The sequence below is a fragment of the Bradyrhizobium sp. USDA 4341 genome (assembly GCF_054063755.1).
Window position 1 is genome coordinate 2088512 of sequence record NZ_JBSSGO010000002.1, and the last position, 17081, is coordinate 2105592.

The window sequence follows — 17081 nt, forward strand, 5'->3', positions numbered from 1 at the left end:
TGCTGTTCCTGCGTCGGAGTAGAACGGGCCCAAGGTTGCGCTTGACGCGCCCAGAACTAAGTCGGAGGATCACCCGACATTATCCGGGAAGAAGTCCCGCCGCCTCCCTAAGCTGTTCAGAATCAGGGAGAAGGCGCATCATCCCGGGCCAGATTTCAGCTCGGTGAGCAGTCACGTTGGGGATCGAATCGGTGGCTGGAAAGATGTCCGATACAGTCCATTCACTCAGCACGAACGGATTGACGCCGAAGCGGCAGATCCAGCGCTGGTCGGATGCGCTCACTGACCTGTGCGGTCAGTTCGACGTCGATGCGCTGGAAGGATCCTCGCTTGAGGGCCGGATCAATTTCACGACGGTATCACGACTGAAGCTGTGCCAGATCGAGGCAAGCCAGCACCGCATCGCCCATACCGTCTCGCGCATCAGGCTGAGCGAGCATCCCTACATCAAGATCGTCTTCCAGACCCACGGCGTCTCGCATTTCGAGCAGGACGGTCTGCACTTCGACATCATGCCGGGCGACTGCTTCGCCTACGACGTGTCGTGTCCGCACACGATCATCAGCCCGTCCCTGACGCGTCACGAGGTCGTCATCGTTCCGAAGGACCTGCTCAAGGAGCGCGGCTTCCAGCTCTCCAAGATGGCGCCATGCAAGCTGTCGGCGCGCAATGGCACCGGCCGCATCGCCTATGATTTCGTGCATGCCGCATTCGGCGAAGCGCCCACGCTGACCCCGGTCAACGCCGTCGGCGTGGCCGATGCGCTGATCGACCTGCTGCTGCTGCCGCTGCGTGAGACCGGCGCGATGTTCGACCGCGGCAGCGCCGAGGCGACCTATGTGCGGGCCCAGGGCTTCATCCGCGAGCATCTGCGCGATCCCGATCTCTGCATCGACCGCATTTCCGCGGCGCTCGGCTGCTCGAAGCGCTATTTGCACATGCTGTTCAGCGATCGCGGCATGACGGTCAGCGATTACATCTGGAAGGCTCGGCTGCAAAATTGCCGGCAGGAGCTGGAATCCCAGAACGGCAAGACCATCACGGACGTCGCGTTCTCCTGGGGCTTCTCGAGCTCATCGCATTTCAGCCGCGTATTCCGGAAGTATTTTGGCATCGCGCCCTCCTCCGTGCACAAGGGTCTGCACGGCGGCATGCCGGTCGATGTGGTACTGGAATAGCGTTTCGCCTGGCGTGCAGGTGCCACGCCATGCTGTCCATCAAGCTTTCCGCAATCAAACTTTCCTCAATCAAGGCTTGGGCGCGCAACCTGAAACGGGACAGCGTTGCGCTGTATCTCGCGTCACGTGATCCGCGCGTACCGTGGTACGCAAAGGCGCTCGCCGTCGCCATCGCGGCCTATGCGCTCTCGCCCATCGACCTGATTCCGGATTTCATCCCGGTCATTGGCTATCTCGACGATCTGATCCTGCTGCCGCTGGGCATCTGGCTTGCGATCTCGCTCGTTCCGGATGAGGTGATGACCGAATGCCGCGCCAATGCCAGTGCCGTCTTGCAGCGCCCGATCAGTCGAGGGGGAATGATCGCGATCATCGTGCTCTGGATCGCCGGTGCGCTCGCGCTGGCATGGGCCGTCTTCGCATACTGGCCGCGAACTGCGCGCTAAGCCTGTGCGGCCTTTGGCACCAGCGCCTCGACCGTCACGCCATCATCGCTGGAATTGATCTTGAGCGTGCCTCCGAGCGCGAGGATTCGCTCCTGCATGCCAGTCAAACCGCGGCCAAGCCGGTGATCCCTGAGCAGGCCGCGGCCGTTGTCGCGGACACGCACCAGCGCGCAGCCGCGGCTGCCGCGCAGGCCGGTCTGCCGTTCCGCAGGCTCGATCGTGATATCGACCGCCGTTGCGCCGGCGTGGCGGAACACATTGGTGAGCGCCTCCTGGACGATGCGATAGATCGTCAGATCGGCCGTCTCGCCGGTCTCGCCGAGATCAGGCGATATGCTGCTCTCGATCTCCACCTCCGGGTGAGTCTCGCGCCACAGCCGCACCAGCGCGCCAAGCGCTTCCGCAAGCCCAAGCTCCGCCAAACCCACCGGCCGCAATCGCTCCAGGATGCGGCGAGTGAACTGCTGAAGCGCGTTGACCTGCTCGAGGATAGCGCTGCCGTGCTTGCGTAGCGCAGCAGGATCGGGCTTTTCGACCTCCGACAGCCGCGTCAGCGCGCCGGCGTGCGCGCGCAGCGCGAACAGATAGGGCCCGAACTCATCGTGCAATTCGCGCGCGATCTCCTTGCGTTCGGAATCCTGCAGCGAGACCGCACGTTCGGCCAGCTGCCGCTTGCTGTCCACGGCCTCGCCAAGGGTCGCCGCCAAATGGTTCAGTTTGGCACAGATCGCCGCCAGTTCAGGCGATCCGCCGGGCTCGACGCGCGCGTCGTAATCCCCGGCCTCGATACCGGTCATGGCCTGCGACAGCGCTTCCAGCGGCGCAAGTGCGCGGCCGACCACCAGCATGGTCACCAGCAGCAGCGCCACCGCGATCGCCGAGCCGACCTCGATCTGGGTGACGATGCCGTCCCAGATCTCGGCCATTTCGTCATCGGGATGCGAGGTGATGAAGAGCGATTGCGGCTTGCCGTGAACCGAGATCGGCACCCGCACCGAGGTCTGCTCGGGATGAACCAGCGCGACGAACCACTCGGGCGGGGCGCGCGAATCGCCTGCCTCCGCCAGGCGCTCGGCAGATTTTGCGGTCGCGTCATCCTGCCGCGTGATGCTGACATGACGCAGCCGGCTCAGGTCCTGGACGATCTGGTCGAGCCGCGCATCCGGATCCGGCGCTTCGTCGAGACCGGCCACCATCGTGGCAACAAACTCGCGCGCCAGCCGGATCACGCTCTGGTCCTCGGCCTGGACGCGCGGCCCCGCTTCCAGCACGAGCCGCGCAATATTGATGCCCAACCCAAGCGCCAGTATCAGCGCCAGCAGCAGGTTGATCCGTGCGCGCAAGGATAGCTTTTGCCACATGACGTTGCCCCCGACCGCGATCCCTCCTCCGAGAGGATCGTTGACAGCCAAATTTGCCCGGCTATCTAATCGCACCCTATCGCAATCTCGTGCGAGGTGCACAACCGGTCGGAACCGAGGTGTTCTTCGTGCAAATCGATGTAACGATGAGCTAGTCGAAGCAGGTCGCCGGAACAACGCCATGCGCATTCTGATCGTTGATGATCATCCCATCGTTGCCTCCGGTTGTCGCACCGTGTTCGCCGACGATCCCGAGATCATCCTGCTGGAAGCTGCGGATGCCGAAAGCGGCGAACAGGCGTTCGTCGCGGAGAAGCCCGATCTCTGCGTGATCGACATCAACCTGCCGACGGTCTCCGGCTTCGAGCTGGCCCGCCGTATCCTGACCCGCGATGCATCCGCGCGCCTCATCATGTTCAGCATGAACGACGACCCTGTGTTCGCCGCCCGCGCCATCGACATCGGCGCCAAGGGCTACGTCTCGAAGACCGGCGACCCCAACGATCTGGTGGAGGCCGTGCGCGAAGTTGGCAATGGCGGCGTCTATCTGCCGCCCGCGATCGCACGCAACGTCGCCTTTGCGCGGCCGGGCTTCGCACAGAATCCGCTCTCCAAGTTGACCTCGCGCGAGATGGAGATCCTGCGCCTGCTCAGTTCCGGCAAGAGCCTGTCGGAGATCGCCTGGTTGGTGCATTCGTCTTATAAGACGGTCGCGAACACGTCATCGATCATGCGCCAGAAGCTTGGCGTGCGCACCTCGGCAGAGCTGGTGCGCCTCGCGATCGAGAGCGGCGTCGGCTGACGTCGCGCTCCAACACAGAGGAATATGGCAATGCAGACGGTTTCCCAGAACAAGTCGCATGGCGGCACGCAAGGCGTCTACCGGCATCCAAGCCGCGAGACCAAGACCGATATGACCTTCTCGGTGTTCGTCCCCGCGCATGCGGCCGGCGCCAGATTGCCCGTCGTCACCTATCTGTCGGGCCTGACCTGCACGCACGCCAACGTCACCGAGAAGGGTGAGTTCCGGCAGGCATGTGCCGAGCTCGGCCTGATCTTCGTCGCACCCGACACCAGCCCGCGCGGCGAAGGCGTCCCCGGCGATCCCGCCAACGCTTACGATTTTGGCCTCGGCGCAGGCTTCTATGTCGATGCGACCGAGCAGCCGTTCGCGACCAATTACCGGATGTGGAGCTACGTCACCGAGGAACTGCCAAAACTGATCGCCGAGCAATTCCCGGTCGACACGGCGCGGCAATCGATTCTCGGTCACTCCATGGGCGGCCATGGCGCACTGACGGTGGCGCTGCGCTATCCCGATCGCTATCGCGCGGCCAGCGCGTTCTCGCCGATCGTGGCGCCGTCGCAGGTGCCGTGGGGCAACAAGGCGCTGGGCGGCTATCTCGGCAGCAACAAGCAGGCGTGGCGCAAGCACGACGCGGTCGCATTGATCGAGGACGGCGCCCGCTTCTCCGATCTGCTGGTCGACTATGGCGATGCCGACGGTTTTCTCACTGAACAGCTGCGGCCCGAGCTCCTGAAGGCCGCCTGTGAGAAGGCCAACATCCCCCTCACCTTGCGGCGTCAACCCGGCTACGACCACAGCTATTACTTCATCTCGACCTTCATGGCCGATCACCTGCGCTGGCACGCCGCGCGGTTGAAGGCGTGAGCGCTTCCCAGCGGGAAAGGATGGCGCCAGTCCATCTCCCTCATCCTGAGGCGCGAGCGTAGCGAGCCTCGAAGGATGTACGGCCCGGCTGGTGGCCGATTCATCCTTCGAGGCTCGCCGAAGAGGCTCGCACCTCCAGCGACAAAGGCGAAGCCTTTGCGCGGGGATGACGGTCACACATTTGTGCCCGGCAGCTAACGGGCTTGCGGGGCGCCGTAGTTCGGCGGGAGCAGGCGGTTGCGCACGAGGTAATCGGTGGCGCGCGACCAGGATTCGTCGGTATTGCCGCGCATGTCGGCGCTCACTGCTGCCACCAATTGCCCGGTATGCACGTCGCGCAGATAGAGATTGATGTTGAGGATCAGGTTGGAGACCTTCTGCACCACACCGGTCATCGCGAGGTCAGCGCCTAGCTCGCCGGCCAGCTTCACGTCGCATCCGCCGCAGGCCTGAAGATTGCTGCCGTGCGCCGCAGCATTGACAGGCGCGATATCGAGCACGTGGAACTTGCCGGAATCTGCAAGCTCCTTACGCACCTGATCGCCGGTGCGCAGCAACCGCGCCTGTTCGTCGGTCCGCGGTCCGTCGACCTCCCCTTGAAGGCTGGTGTCGATCATCTCGAGGTCGAACACCGCGAGCTTGGGCGGTTCGGCGCGCGCCGTCGCTGACATCAGCAGCAAAGATATGACGAAGACGAACGCTGATCTCATGATTGTGAACCAATCGAAATTTGGTACCGCGCAACGACAAAAAGCGGGGTTGCAAGCCCGGCCAATTCCGGCATCTTGCACGTCAACGCATGGCCCAGAAAAGCGGAAGCCGCCTTTCGACAATGCCATGCCGAGTGAAGAATGACTACGGGAGGAGTTATGTTCCGATGGCTGATCGGCACGATCGCGCTCAGCATGGTGGCGACCGGAGCGCTGGCCGCTGATCCCGTCGAGGTCCATATCGGCTATCTCGGCCATGCCGGCATCAAGTCGACGCTCTCGCTGGTCGAGCAACCGGCCGACAATGACGGCATCGCCGGCGCACGCCTTGCGATCGAGGACAACAATACGACCGGAAAATTCCTCAACCAGCGCTTCGTGCTCGACGAGGTGAAGGTCAAGGACAGCGACGATGTCGCCAAGGTCGCGACCGATCTCGCCGGCCACAACGACTATATCATCACCGACCTGCCCGCCGATGCCCTGCTCAAGGTCGCCGACGCGCTGCGCGATCGCGGCACCGTGCTGCTGAATGCGGGCGCGATCGACGATCGGCTGCGCGAGCAGGACTGCCGCGCCAACGTGATCCATGTCGCACCAACCCGCTCGATGCTGGCGGATGCGCTTGGCCAGTACCTGGTGTGGAAGCAGTGGAAGCGCTGGCTGCTGGTGACCGGCTCGCACGATCAGGACAAGCTCTACGCCGACGCGCTGCGACGCGCCGCGACGCGCTTCGGCGCCAAGATCGTCCAGGAACGGACATTCGAGGACACCGGCGGCGCGCGCCGCACCGACAGCGGCGTGACGCTGATCCAGCGTCAGATGCCGGTGTTCACGCAGCAGGCGCCGGCTTACGACGTGCTGGTCGCCGCCGACGAGAGCGAGGTGTTCGCGAACTATCTGCCTTACCGGACCTGGGACCCGCGTCCCGTGGCCGGCTCGGCGGGCCTGGTGCCGACCAGCTGGGACGCGGCGCATGACCAATGGGGCGCGGTCCAGATCCAGAACCGCTTCGTCAAGCTGAACATGCGCCGCATGACGGCGCTCGACATGCAGGCCTGGACCGCTGCGCGCATGATTGGGGAAGCCACCTCCCGCACCAATTCGGGCGATCCCAGGAAGGTCATCGCCTTCCTCAAGGGCAAGGATTTCTCGATCGCCGCCTTCAAGGGCACGCGATTGACCCTGCGAGACTGGAATCTGCAGCTCCGCCAGCCGATCCTGCTGGCCGATGGTCGTATGGTCGTTTCGGTCTCGCCGCAGGAAGGTTTCCTGCATCAGGTCTCCGAACTCGACACGCTCGGTGTTGACCGGCCTGAAACGAAGTGCAAGCTGCAGTGAGGGAGATAAACGCATGTGGCGCCGCTGCCTGTTGACCGGGATGCTCGTATGGCTTGCCGCGACACCGGCGTCCGCCTTCGTTGCCTACGTCTCCAACGAGAAGGGCAACACCGTCACGGTCATCGACACCAACAGCTGGACGGTGACAAAAACCATCAAGGTCGGCCAGCGGCCGCGCGGCATCGAGTTCTCGCGCGACGGCAAGTTCGTGATGGTCGCGGTCGGCGATGACGACACGATCCAGGTGATCGACACCAAGACCCAGGAGATCGTCGACACCCTGCCCTCCGGCCCCGACCCGGAATTGTTCACCCAGGATGGCGCCGGCAAGACCATGTATGTCGCCAACGAGAACGACAACACGGTCACCGTGATCGATCTCGAGAAGCGCGCCCGGCTCGGCGACATCCAGGTCGGCGTCGAGCCCGAGGGCATGACGATCAGCCCGGACGGCAAGATCCTGATCAACACGTCCGAAACCACCAACATGGCGCATTTCATCGACACGACGACGCGCCAGATCGTCGCCAATGTGCTGGTCGATTCGCGGCCGCGCTTCGCCCAGTTCAAACGCGACGGCTCCGAATTGTGGGTCTCCTCCGAGATCGGCGGCACGGTGTCGATCATCGATCCGGTCAAGCGCGAGGTCACCGGCAAGATCACCTTCGAAATCCCGGGCCTGCGCAACGAGGCGATCCAGCCCGTCGGCATCGGCATGACCAAGGACGGCAAGACCGCGTTCGTTGCGCTCGGTCCCGCCAACCGCGTCGCGGTGGTCGACGGCGCGACCCACAAGGTCCTCAAATATCTGCTGGTCGGCCAGCGCGTCTGGCACATGGATTTCACGCCCGACGAAAAATATCTGATGGTCACCAACGGCGTCTCGAACGACGTCTCGGTGATCGACATCGCAGCCCAGAAGGTGATCAAGACCATCCAGGTCGGCGAACTGCCCTGGGGGATCACGATCGCGCAGCCATGACCGCAACCGACGCCCATATCGCGAGCCAGCCCTCGGTGGATGCAGGCCCTGTAGGGGCCGTGCCGCCGGCGCTGTCGATCGGCAATGTCAGCCACAGCTACGGTCCGCGACGCGCCTTGATCGATATCAACTTCACGGTTCAGCCTGCGAGCTTCACCGCATTGCTGGGCCTCAATGGCGCGGGCAAGAGCACGTTGTTCTCGCTGGTGACGCGGCTGTTCGGGATCCAGAACGGCCAGATCAGGATCTTCGATCACGACATCAGCCGGACGCCGGGTGAAGCGCTACGGCTGATGGGCGTCGTGTTCCAGCCGCGCACGCTCGATCTCGACCTCTCGCTGACGCAAAACCTGCTCTATCACGCCGCGCTGCACGGCATCTCGCGGCGCGAGGCGCGGCTGCGCAGCGCCGAGGTGCTCGGCCGCATCGGTCTTGCCGACCGCGCCACGAGCAAGGTGCGCGATCTCTCGGGCGGCCAGATGCGAAGGCTCGAGATCGCCCGTGCGCTGCTGCACCGTCCGCGGCTGCTGCTGCTTGACGAGGCCACCGTCGGGCTCGACGTCAAGGCGCGCGCCGACATTCTCGATCATGTCCGCCAGCTCGTCACCGAACAGGGCATCGGCGTGCTCTGGGCAACGCATCTGTTCGACGAGATCATGCCGGGTGACGACCTTGTCGTGCTGCACCAGGGCCGGATGCTGGCGCACGGCCCGATGTCGCGCGTGATCGCGGACGCCGGCGCGCAGGACGTCAACACCGCATTCATGCGCCTGACCGGAACGGCAACCCTCACCGGAAAACCGCCAACATGAGCAGCACGACGGTCACGCCTGAGCGAAGCGGCTTCTCGGTGTCGGAATACATCGTCTGCCTGAACGGCATCGTATGGCGCGAGGCGCTGCGCTTCCTGCATCAGCGCGAGCGCTTCGTCTCGGCGCTGGTCCGGCCGCTGGTCTGGCTGTTCATCTTCGCGGCCGGCTTCCGTCAGGTGCTCGGCATCTCGATCATCCCGCCCTATGAGACCTACATCCTCTACGAGGTCTATATCGCGCCCGGCCTGATGGCGATGATCCAGCTCTTCAACGGCATGCAATCCTCGCTGTCGATGGTCTATGACCGCGAGATGGGCAACATGCGGACACTGCTGGTCAGCCCGTTGCCGCGTGGCTATCTTCTGTTCTGCAAGCTGCTCGCCGGCACCGCGGTGTCGTTGCTCCAGGTCTACGCCTTCCTGCTGATCGCGTGGTTCTGGGACATCACGCCGCCGACCCTCGGCTACCTCACCGTGCTTCCCGCGCTGGTGCTGTCGGGCCTGATGCTCGGCGCGCTGGGCATGCTGATCTCGGCCAGCATCAAGCAGCTGGAGAATTTCGCCGGCGTGATGAACTTTGTCATCTTCCCGATGTTCTTTGCCTCGTCGGCCCTCTACCCGCTCTGGCGCGTGCAGGAAGGCAGCCCGATGCTGTATTATGTCTGCCAGTGCAATCCGTTCACGCATGCGGTGGAGCTGATCCGGTTTGCGCTGTACGGCAAGATGAACTGGGTTTCGCTCGCGGTGGTCGGCGGCTGCACGGTGGTGTTCATGATCGGCGCGATCCTGGCCTACGATCCATCGCGCGGCCTGGTGCGCCGCGGACCCGGCGGAGGCGAGGCATGACAGGCTGGCGGCCAGCACTCGGCGCGCTGCTCGCGACGGTTCTGTCGAACCAGGTCGCGGTCGCTGCCGACCCGCGTTACCCGGACTGGCCATGCGCTCAGGCCAAGGTGCCCGAGATCGCGCTCGCCGCGGTCTGGGCCGGGCCGCCGCTCGGCGATGCCGAGACCAAGTGGCGGGACGATCCGAAGATCAGCCAACTTGCGACCAAGCTCGCGGCGCGCCGCGTTCCGCTCGAGGATGCGCAGAAGGAGATCACCGAATTCCTGTCGGCCGCAGCGGCCGACAAGGCCAATGCGGGAAAGCTGCTGTTCGCGGGGCTGTTCGATACGCTCAATGGCCAGCGGGCCTCGGTCATGAACGGGCTGGAGCGCGTGATGCGCAAGCAGCGCGAGGCCGCGGAAAAGATCCGCGCCGATACGATCGCGCTGCAGGCGCTGCAGGATGCCACGCCGCCGGACCAGGCTAAAGTCGATGAGCTCGGCAATCAGCTGGTCTGGGAGACGCGGATATTCGAGGACCGCGGACGCGTGGTGAAATTCGTCTGCGAGGTGCCGACCATCATCGATCAGCGGCTGTTCGCGCTCGGCCGCACCATCCAGCAGGAGCTGGATTAGGCCTGCGGCCGCTCGCCCCGGCGATCACCACCGGCCACCGGAACAAACTGCCCTGCCCGCTCGTTATCTTCAACTATATCTGAAGTTGGGAGACCTCGATGAGAGCAGCCAAGATCGTCATGACCAGCCTCGCCGCTGCGAGCCTGATCACCACAGCGGCTTTGGCCCAGCAATCCATGTCGGGAATGGTCACCAAGATTGACCGACTGAGTGGAACCATCTCGATCCAGCAGACGCAAACCGGCACGGTGGGCGCGGCCGGCGGCGCCATTCAGGAATACAAGGTGCCCAAGGGACAGTCGCTTGAGGAGCTTCACGCCGGCGACAAGGTGACGTTCACCACCACGGACGGCGACGGCGGCAAGACCATCAACAAGCTCGACAAGCAGAAGTAGCTCGCTGGAGCATTTTCCTGGCCGCGTGAGGACGGGCTTACTGCTCGCCCTCACGCCGCTCGGGCTCCACATCCGCCAGCGGCAGATTGGCGCGCCCCCACCCGTCGGTTCCCTCCGGATACCACGCCACGTTGCGGTAGCCGTAGGAGAGCACGCGCTTGGCGGCGTTCCACGACATCCAGCAGTTTTCCTGGCAGTAGATCACCAGCAATCTGGCCTTGTCGTCGCCGGAGGCGCGGACCAGGCCGCGTCGCATATAGTCCTCGGTCGATGCGGCGAGCTTGCCGTAGCCGGTGTCGGGCAGCCAGATGCTGCCGGGAATATCGCGATGCGGCCGCTCGCGCCACACCGTGCCGGCCGGCAGATTAGGCTTCGGCGCGCGCGGCAGCACGTCGACGAAACCGCCGGACTTGTTGCGCCAGATCTCTGCCGCTTCCGCCGTCGTGAGCACCCGTGCGCCGGCAAGCGTTGCCGGCACCACCGTGCGATAATCCTCGGTGCGATACCCCTCGGGCTCTGCAGGCTGGTCCTGCGCGCGGACATGCGAAGCGGCGAGCAATATCACCGCAAGCATGGCCGCGAGCCTGATCATGGCGATTTGGTCGCGGTCTCCGGCCCGATCGGACGGTCGTTCTCGTCGAGCAGCGGAACGCCGAAGTCGAGCAGGATCTTGTTGATCGCCGGCTGGTTCTCCTGGATCAGACGATTGAGCTGCCGCTTCCAGTTCTGGTCGGACGCCCGCACGCCCATGCCGATGCGATAGACCAGCTTGGGTCCCGTGGTCTCCTTGAGCAGCGGCGTGACATGCAGCGGCGGGTTCGCCTTCTTGGCATAAAAGCCCGCCATCGGCCCCCACAGGATGCCGGCGTCGATCTCGCCCTTTTCAAGGTCGTTCATCATCGCCTCGGCCGAGGAATCGTAGCGCGTGTCGATCATCAGCGGATAAGGCTTCGCATTGCTCATCAGACCGTTGATGGCCATGTTGGTCGCTGGTGGCGTTCCGGCGACGATGCCGATATGCTTGCCCTTCAGCCGCTCATCCTCGAGCGTCGTGACTTCATCCAGTCCACTGCCCGGCTTGGCGACGATCGCATAGGCCGTGCGGTAATACGGATTGGTCCCTTGCGCGAGGTCGTCGCCTTGCGGAAAGCCCATGATCACATCGCAGCGATGCGAGCCGAGCGTGATCCGCACGAAGCCGGTCGCCTGCGGGAAATACATATAATCCAGCTTCTTTTGCAGCTTCTCGGCGAACAGCTCGCCGATCTTGTTCTCAAAGCCCTCGCCCTTGTCATTCGAGAACGGCAGGTTGCGCGGATCGGCGCAGATGCGAAGCACCTTGGGATCGACCAGCTCGATGGAGAGTTCGCCCTGCTCATTTACCTGCGCACGCGCGACGCCGCGGCCGGTGAAACAGACGATGAAGCCGGCAAGCGCGAGCAGAACAGGACGGCATCCGATAACTCTCATTGCGCGGTCTCCTCTTGATCGGACGGATTGCCGCTATCCACCAATTGCCCCGCGCACCATGACGTGCAACAGGGATAATGATCGCGACGGTGCGGCGTTGCTTGTTGCAGCGCAAACTGGAGAGCGACGACATCGATCGCGCGTCCCGGAAAAACTGAGGCGGAAACATGGCTCATGGCGGTTCGGTGCTTGCGCTGCTCCTGATGCTTTGGGCGCCGACCATAGCGCGGGCTCAAGAGGCGGAATTGCCTGTGAGCGAAGTCGCGCCCGGAATATTCGTTCACACCGGGGTCACTGCATTGATGACGCGCGACAACGAAGGCGCCATCGCCAATATCGGCTTCGTGGTCGGCGACAGCGCCATTGCCGTCATCGACACCGGCGGCAGCGTCCGCGAAGGGCAGCAATTGCTCGCCGCGGTGCGCAGCCATAGCGACAAGCCGATCCGCTATGTAATCAACACCCACGCGCATCCGGATCATAGCTTCGGCAACGCGGCTTTCGTGGCTGACGGGACCAGCTTCGTCGGCCACAAGGCCCTGCCCCAAGCGCTGGCGACGCGCGGGCAATTCTATCTCGACGGCTTTCGCCGGACCATGGGCGACGCGTTGATCGACGAGGTACGGATCATTCCGCCGACCGTGCTGGTCGCGGACATGCTGAAGCTCGACCTCGGCGGACGGACCCTCACCTTGAAGGCATGGCCACCCGCCCACAGCGACAACGACCTCACCGTGTTCGATGAGCGCACCGGCACCCTGTTCGCCGGCGATCTGGTGTTCCTCGAACATATTCCGGTGGTCGACGGCAGCCTCAAGGGCTGGCTGCGTGCGCTCGACGAGCTCCAGGCTAGTCCCGCCGAGCGCGTGGTTCCCGGTCACGGACCCGTGAGTGCGTGGCCTGCAGCGCTTGCCGACGAGCGGCGTTATCTTGAGACGCTGGCCGCGGACGTCCGCGCGCTGGTCGCAAGCGGCAAGCCGATCACGGCTGCGGCGGAGCATGCCGCGGCAGCCGAGCGGCCGCGCTGGCAATTGTTCGACGATTACAACGCCCGCAACGCAACTGCAGCATTCTCGGAAATTGAATGGGAGTAGCTGTTCGTCCTATAATGACGCGGCTGCATAGGATTCTCGCGAACATGACTGGACATCGCGCCCGCCTGCTTTGCATCGCCAGCCTTCTTGCGATCGCGCTGGGGATACCCGCTGCGCCCGCTGCCGAGACCTATGATCCCTGGCCGGGCCTCGTCCAGGACATCTTCAGCAATCGTCCGATGAATGACGGCAACGATATCATCGGCATCGAGATGCCGGGGCGCGCGGAAGACGCGGCAATCGTTCCGGTGACGCTGCGCACCAAGCTATCGCCAAGCGATAGCCGCCGCGTCGTCGCGATCACGCTTGTGATCGACGAGAACCCGGCGCCGATGGCCGCGAAGTTCACGCTGGGGCCGGACGCCAACGTTACCGAGATATCGACCCGCGTCCGCGTCAACAACTACACCAATGTGCACGCCGTCGCAGAGCTCAGCGACGGCAAGCTCTATGTAAGCAAGGTGTATGTGAAAGCATCCGGCGGCTGCTCGGCACCGGCCGGCAAGAACGTCGAGGAAGCGAAGAATCGGCTCGGCCAGATGCGCTACCGGCAATTCACAAAGTCCGAACAAGGGCCGGCGACGAGCACACGGGAGGCCCAGATCATGATCGGGCATCCGAATAATTCAGGTCTGCAAATGGACCAGGTCACGCAGCTCTATATCCCGGCCTTCTTCGTCAATGAACTTCACATCTGGCAGGACGACAGTCCGGTGCTCACGATGGAGGGTGGGATCTCGATTTCCGAGGACCCCAACATCCGCTTCACTTACGTCTCGAATGGCGCCAAGCACTTCCGTGCCGAGGCCAAGGACACCGACGGGCACGTCTTCGACCACGAATGGAAGGTCGAGAATCCCGGGACCTGACGCGTTCGCGATCTCACGATCAACGCTAGAAGCACCTCACTTCGGCCTCGGCCTGCGCACGCCTGAGGTCGTTGAGCGCGTTGGCGGCCTGCTCGGACGAGCGGAACTGGCCGCCCAGATTGCCGCGCACCTGCGCCATGCTCAGCACGGTCTCGGCGGTGACGTAGCGATCATAGGGGATGATCGAGGCGACCACATCGATCGAGCAGGAACATTGTTCGATCGACTGCCGGGATTCGCCATTGGACTTCATGCAGCCGAACACATATTCGGCCCGCGCCGAGGTCGGATAGTCGTTGATCTCCTGGGCTCGCACGCTGACGGCCGTCCCGCCGAGCACCAGGACGGCGACAATCGGTCGTAGCATGCCAGCTCCTGCCATGGTCCTGCTTCCTCTTCTCTTTCCGCAAGCTATGCTATGGATGTTGATCAGAAAAGAAAACATTCGGGGAAGTGGCTCAAGACACGATGATCATCTCTGTACGCACGGTGTTGGCTGCGGCAGTTCTGGCGGTCATGCAGTTCGGCACCTCGTGCAACGCGGAAACCATCCGCGTTGCAGCGCAGAAGACCGGAACGCTGGCCTGGGAACTGGCCGTCATTCGCTCCCATGGTCTCGACAAGAAGGCCAATCTGTCGATCGATGTCGTCGAGCTCGCCAGCCCCGAGGCCGGCAAGATCGCGCTGCGCTCCGGCTCGGCCGACGTCATGGTATCCGACTGGCCCTGGGTGTCGCGCGAACGCTCGCTCGGCGCCAAGCTGCAGTTCTATCCGTACTCGAGTGCGCTGGGCGCCGTGATGGTCCCGGCCGCCTCACCGCTTAAGACGCTGGCGGACCTCAAGGGGCGCAAGCTCGCCATTGCCGGCGGTGCGATCGACAAGAACTGGCTGCTGCTGCAGGCCGCATTGAAGCAGGATGGCGTCGACCTGAAGTCGCAGTCGACCATCGTCTACGGCGCGCCGCCGCTGCTGGCCGCCAAGGCCCTCGGTGGCGAGATGGACGCGACGCTCACCTACTGGAATTTCTGCGCGGCGCTTGAAGCCAAGGGCTTTCGCCGGCTCGCCGGCATGGAGGAGGTGCTGCAAAAGCTCGGCAGCAAGGGCCGCATCGCGATGATCGGCTACGTGTTCGACGAAGCCTGGGCCAATGCCAACAAGGATCTGGTGGCCCGCTTCATCGCCGTGACGCGCGCCGCGAAAGAGATTCTGGCGACCTCGGATGCCGAATGGGACACGATTGCGCCGCTGACCGGCGCGCAGGATGCGGCGACGCTGCGCGCTTATCGCGACCGCTACCGCGAGGGCATCCCGCGCCGTCCGATCGCTGACGAAGAGGCTGATGCTCGCGTGCTCTACCGGGTGCTGGCGCAGCTCGGCGGCCGCGATCTCGTCGGCACCGCGACCGAGCTCGATCCCGGCACGTTCTATCAAGCGATCCCGGGAGACTAGCGGTGCTGCGCCTCCTGTCATTCGCGCTGTTCATCGCGACCTGGTGGATTGCCTCGCTGTTGATCGGCGATGCCAAGCTGCCGGCGCCACCGGCGGTGCTGTCGGTCCTCATAGTCGAAGCGCGATCGGGCGCGCTGTTCGTGAATCTCGGCGCAACGCTGGCGCGCGTCGCGCTGGCCTTCACCCTCGCCATGGCGCTCGGCTCGGCGATCGGCTATCTGATGGGCCGCCTGTCGCTTGCCAATCGCCTTGGCGACCCCTGGCTGATCCTGCTGCTCAATTTGCCGGCACTGGTCGTCATCGTGCTGGCCTATATCTGGGCCGGACTGACCGAGGTCGCCGCGATCACGGCCATCGCCATCAACAAGCTGCCGACCGCCGTCGTCACCCTGCGCGAGGGGGCCCGCGCGCTCGACCCTGCGCTCGACGAAATGGCAACGGCCTTTGCCTTGCCGCGCGGTCGCGCCTTCCGGCATGTGGTCCTGCCGCAGCTTGCGCCCTACATCGCGGCCGCTGCGCGCTCCGGGCTGTCGCTGGTTTGGAAGATCGTGCTGGTCGCCGAATATCTGGGCCGCCCCAACGGCGTCGGCTTCGAGATCGGGGTCGCCTTCCAGCTGTTCGACATCCCCCTGCTGCTCGCCTACTCGCTGAGCTTTGCCGGTGTCGTGCTCGTCATCGAGACCCTGCTGGTGCAGCCGTTTGAAACCAGGCTAACGCGGTGGCGGCTCCGTGCAGCTTGAGGTCAATATCACAGGCAAGACCTTTGCGAGCGCGGCCGGAAAGCGGCACGACGTGCTCGACAACGTCACCTTCACATTGAACGCCGGCGAGGTTGGCGTGCTGTTCGGACCGTCGGGCTGCGGCAAGAGCACCCTGCTGCGGATTCTCGCCGGGCTCGACGCCAACTACCAGGGCCATGTCGCGCGCTCTCCCGGCATGCGCCTCGGCATGGTGTTTCAGGAGCCGCGGCTGTTGCCTTGGCGCACCGTGGAGGAGAATGTGCGGATCGCCGCACCGCATGTCGACGACGGCACGCTGTCGGCGCTGTTCGAGGTGCTCGAATTGAGCGTGCACCGCAACCATTTTCCCGGTGAGCTGTCGCTCGGCCTCGCCCGCCGCGTCGCGCTCGCCCGCGCCTTCGCCATCGAGCCGGATTTCCTCATCCTCGACGAGCCGCTGACTTCGCTCGACAATGCACTTGCGGGGCGGCTGCGCGACCAGATCGCCACGCTGGTCGCTAGCCGGGAGATGATGACGCTGCTGGTCACCCACGATCTCGACGACGCAGTCCGCCTCGGCGACCGGCTGTTCTTCCTGTCGCCGCGACCTGCCCGAATCCTTCACGTCGAAACCATCGCCGCGCCGCGCGCGGTGCGCGGCGAGCCGGAGATCGACGAAATCAAGCGGCAGCTCTCACAGTTGGACCTTGCAAATATGTGAGGCGCCGTCATCCTTGGACCAAAGCGTGAGGGAGAGATTGGATGCCGCGTGCGTTGATTGCTGTTGCTGTTGCCGTTGCGTTGCTTGTCCTGCCGGCGACAGCGCTCGCCCAAAGCAAGGGCAAAGGCATCCGGCTGTGGAATCTGACCAGCGCCACGATTTCGAGCTTCGAGCTGTCACCGGCGGGCAAGAACGAGTGGGGCCCGAACCAGACGCTCAACGACAAGGACAAGGAAGTCGACCACGACGAACGCTTGCGGATCACCGGCGTCGAGCCCGGTCGCTACGATGCCAAGGTCGGCTACAGCGGCGCCAGGCGGTGCTTCGTTCGTGACATCGAGATCAAGGCCGATGCGGTGTTTTCAGTGTCCGACAAGGATCTGAAGGACTGCAACAAATAGCA

21 protein-coding genes are annotated in these 17081 nt (G+C 64.1%); 16 read left to right on the forward strand and 5 right to left on the reverse strand.

The genetic code is table 11. The features are described from left to right. The first annotated feature begins 203 nt into the window (after positions 1-203). Positions 204-1178, forward strand: coding sequence for a helix-turn-helix domain-containing protein (locus ACVIGB_RS15925; protein ID WP_092125863.1), 975 nt, complete (start codon positions 204-206; stop codon positions 1176-1178). A 29-nt stretch (positions 1179-1207) separates the two neighbouring features. Then, positions 1208-1624 (forward strand): YkvA family protein, encoded by a 417-nt coding sequence (locus tag ACVIGB_RS15930; protein WP_456721911.1) that lies wholly within the window; start codon positions 1208-1210, stop codon positions 1622-1624. On the opposite strand, the gene ACVIGB_RS15935 is transcribed toward ACVIGB_RS15930, so the two are convergent. Next, a complete protein-coding gene (locus ACVIGB_RS15935) occupies positions 1621-2985 on the reverse strand; it encodes a histidine kinase (RefSeq protein WP_456721910.1) in 1365 nt (454 codons plus the stop codon). The two genes, ACVIGB_RS15930 and ACVIGB_RS15935, sit on opposite strands and share 4 nt — an antisense overlap. A 181-nt stretch (positions 2986-3166) precedes the next feature. On the opposite strand from ACVIGB_RS15935, the gene ACVIGB_RS15940 reads away from it, so the two are divergent. Next, positions 3167-3787, forward strand: a complete 621-nt coding sequence (locus ACVIGB_RS15940; protein WP_456721909.1) for a response regulator — start codon at positions 3167-3169, stop codon at positions 3785-3787. A 24-nt stretch (positions 3788-3811) separates the two neighbouring features. Then, positions 3812-4657 (forward strand): S-formylglutathione hydrolase, encoded by an 846-nt coding sequence (gene fghA, locus ACVIGB_RS15945; protein WP_456721908.1) that lies wholly within the window; start codon positions 3812-3814, stop codon positions 4655-4657. A 194-nt stretch (positions 4658-4851) separates the two neighbouring features. Here fghA and ACVIGB_RS15950 read toward each other — a convergent pair whose 3' ends face one another. Then, the gene (locus ACVIGB_RS15950) at positions 4852-5328 is read right to left on the reverse strand and encodes a DUF3280 domain-containing protein (protein ID WP_456725163.1); all 477 of its coding nucleotides are present in this window, start codon (positions 5326-5328) and stop codon (positions 4852-4854) included. Between the two features lie 198 nt (positions 5329-5526). Here ACVIGB_RS15950 and ACVIGB_RS15955 point away from each other — a divergent pair, with 198 nt between their 5' ends. From ACVIGB_RS15955 to ACVIGB_RS15980, 6 genes are all read left to right on the forward strand, one after another. Next, a complete protein-coding gene (locus ACVIGB_RS15955; RefSeq protein ID WP_456721907.1) occupies positions 5527-6708 on the forward strand; it encodes an ABC transporter substrate-binding protein in 1182 nt (393 codons plus the stop codon). A gap of 13 nt (positions 6709-6721) precedes the next feature. Further along, positions 6722-7690: a YVTN family beta-propeller repeat protein gene (locus ACVIGB_RS15960; RefSeq protein ID WP_456721906.1), complete on the forward strand. Its 969-nt coding sequence runs from the start codon at positions 6722-6724 to the stop codon at positions 7688-7690. After that, entirely contained in the window at positions 7687-8502 is an 816-nt protein-coding gene (locus ACVIGB_RS15965) for an ABC transporter ATP-binding protein (protein WP_456721905.1), read from the forward strand. The genes ACVIGB_RS15960 and ACVIGB_RS15965 overlap by 4 nt, the downstream gene beginning before the upstream one ends. After that, positions 8499-9347, forward strand: a complete 849-nt coding sequence (locus ACVIGB_RS15970) for an ABC transporter permease (RefSeq protein ID WP_176529981.1) — start codon at positions 8499-8501, stop codon at positions 9345-9347. The genes ACVIGB_RS15965 and ACVIGB_RS15970 overlap by 4 nt, the downstream gene beginning before the upstream one ends. Continuing rightward, positions 9344-9961: a hypothetical protein gene (locus ACVIGB_RS15975; RefSeq protein WP_456721904.1), complete on the forward strand. Its 618-nt coding sequence runs from the start codon at positions 9344-9346 to the stop codon at positions 9959-9961. The genes ACVIGB_RS15970 and ACVIGB_RS15975 overlap by 4 nt, the downstream gene beginning before the upstream one ends. A gap of 98 nt (positions 9962-10059) precedes the next feature. Continuing rightward, a complete protein-coding gene (locus ACVIGB_RS15980; RefSeq protein WP_456721903.1) occupies positions 10060-10356 on the forward strand; it encodes a copper-binding protein in 297 nt (98 codons plus the stop codon). A gap of 37 nt (positions 10357-10393) precedes the next feature. Here the strand turns inward: ACVIGB_RS15980 and ACVIGB_RS15985 are convergent, their stop codons facing one another. Both ACVIGB_RS15985 and ACVIGB_RS15990 read right to left on the reverse strand, forming a co-directional pair. Beyond that, positions 10394-10948 carry a PQQ-dependent catabolism-associated CXXCW motif protein gene (locus tag ACVIGB_RS15985; protein WP_456721902.1) on the reverse strand — a complete coding sequence of 185 codons (555 nt, stop codon included), beginning with the start codon at positions 10946-10948 and terminating at the stop codon, positions 10394-10396. Further along, on the reverse strand, positions 10945-11826 hold the full coding sequence (locus ACVIGB_RS15990; RefSeq protein ID WP_456721901.1) for a substrate-binding domain-containing protein: 882 nt from the start codon (positions 11824-11826) through the stop codon (positions 10945-10947). Before ACVIGB_RS15990 ends, ACVIGB_RS15985 begins: the two co-directional genes overlap by 4 nt. A 167-nt stretch (positions 11827-11993) precedes the next feature. On the opposite strand from ACVIGB_RS15990, the gene ACVIGB_RS15995 reads away from it, so the two are divergent. Together ACVIGB_RS15995 and ACVIGB_RS16000 are read left to right on the forward strand one after the other, a co-directional pair. Then, positions 11994-12920: a quinoprotein relay system zinc metallohydrolase 2 gene (locus tag ACVIGB_RS15995; protein WP_456721900.1), complete on the forward strand. Its 927-nt coding sequence runs from the start codon at positions 11994-11996 to the stop codon at positions 12918-12920. Between the two features lie 44 nt (positions 12921-12964). Next, on the forward strand, positions 12965-13789 hold the full coding sequence (locus tag ACVIGB_RS16000; protein WP_456721899.1) for a quinoprotein dehydrogenase-associated SoxYZ-like carrier: 825 nt from the start codon (positions 12965-12967) through the stop codon (positions 13787-13789). A gap of 25 nt (positions 13790-13814) precedes the next feature. Here ACVIGB_RS16000 and ACVIGB_RS16005 read toward each other — a convergent pair whose 3' ends face one another. Further along, complete coding sequence (locus tag ACVIGB_RS16005; RefSeq protein ID WP_376711575.1) at positions 13815-14156, reverse strand: hypothetical protein; 342 nt, start codon at positions 14154-14156, stop codon at positions 13815-13817. A gap of 149 nt (positions 14157-14305) precedes the next feature. Between ACVIGB_RS16005 and ACVIGB_RS16010 the strand changes: the two genes are divergently transcribed. The 4 genes from ACVIGB_RS16010 to ACVIGB_RS16025 are packed head-to-tail and all read left to right on the forward strand — an operon-like array spanning position 14306 to position 17079. Continuing rightward, positions 14306-15238, forward strand: a complete 933-nt coding sequence (locus ACVIGB_RS16010; RefSeq protein ID WP_456725162.1) for an ABC transporter substrate-binding protein — start codon at positions 14306-14308, stop codon at positions 15236-15238. Between the two features lie 2 nt (positions 15239-15240). Then, a complete protein-coding gene (locus ACVIGB_RS16015) occupies positions 15241-15978 on the forward strand; it encodes an ABC transporter permease (RefSeq protein ID WP_456721898.1) in 738 nt (245 codons plus the stop codon). Next, positions 15968-16678: an ABC transporter ATP-binding protein gene (locus tag ACVIGB_RS16020; RefSeq protein ID WP_456721897.1), complete on the forward strand. Its 711-nt coding sequence runs from the start codon at positions 15968-15970 to the stop codon at positions 16676-16678. The genes ACVIGB_RS16015 and ACVIGB_RS16020 overlap by 11 nt, the downstream gene beginning before the upstream one ends. Positions 16679-16719: 41 nt before the next feature. Continuing rightward, positions 16720-17079, forward strand: coding sequence for a hypothetical protein (locus tag ACVIGB_RS16025; protein WP_456721896.1), 360 nt, complete (start codon positions 16720-16722; stop codon positions 17077-17079). Positions 17080-17081: the final 2 nt, after the last annotated feature.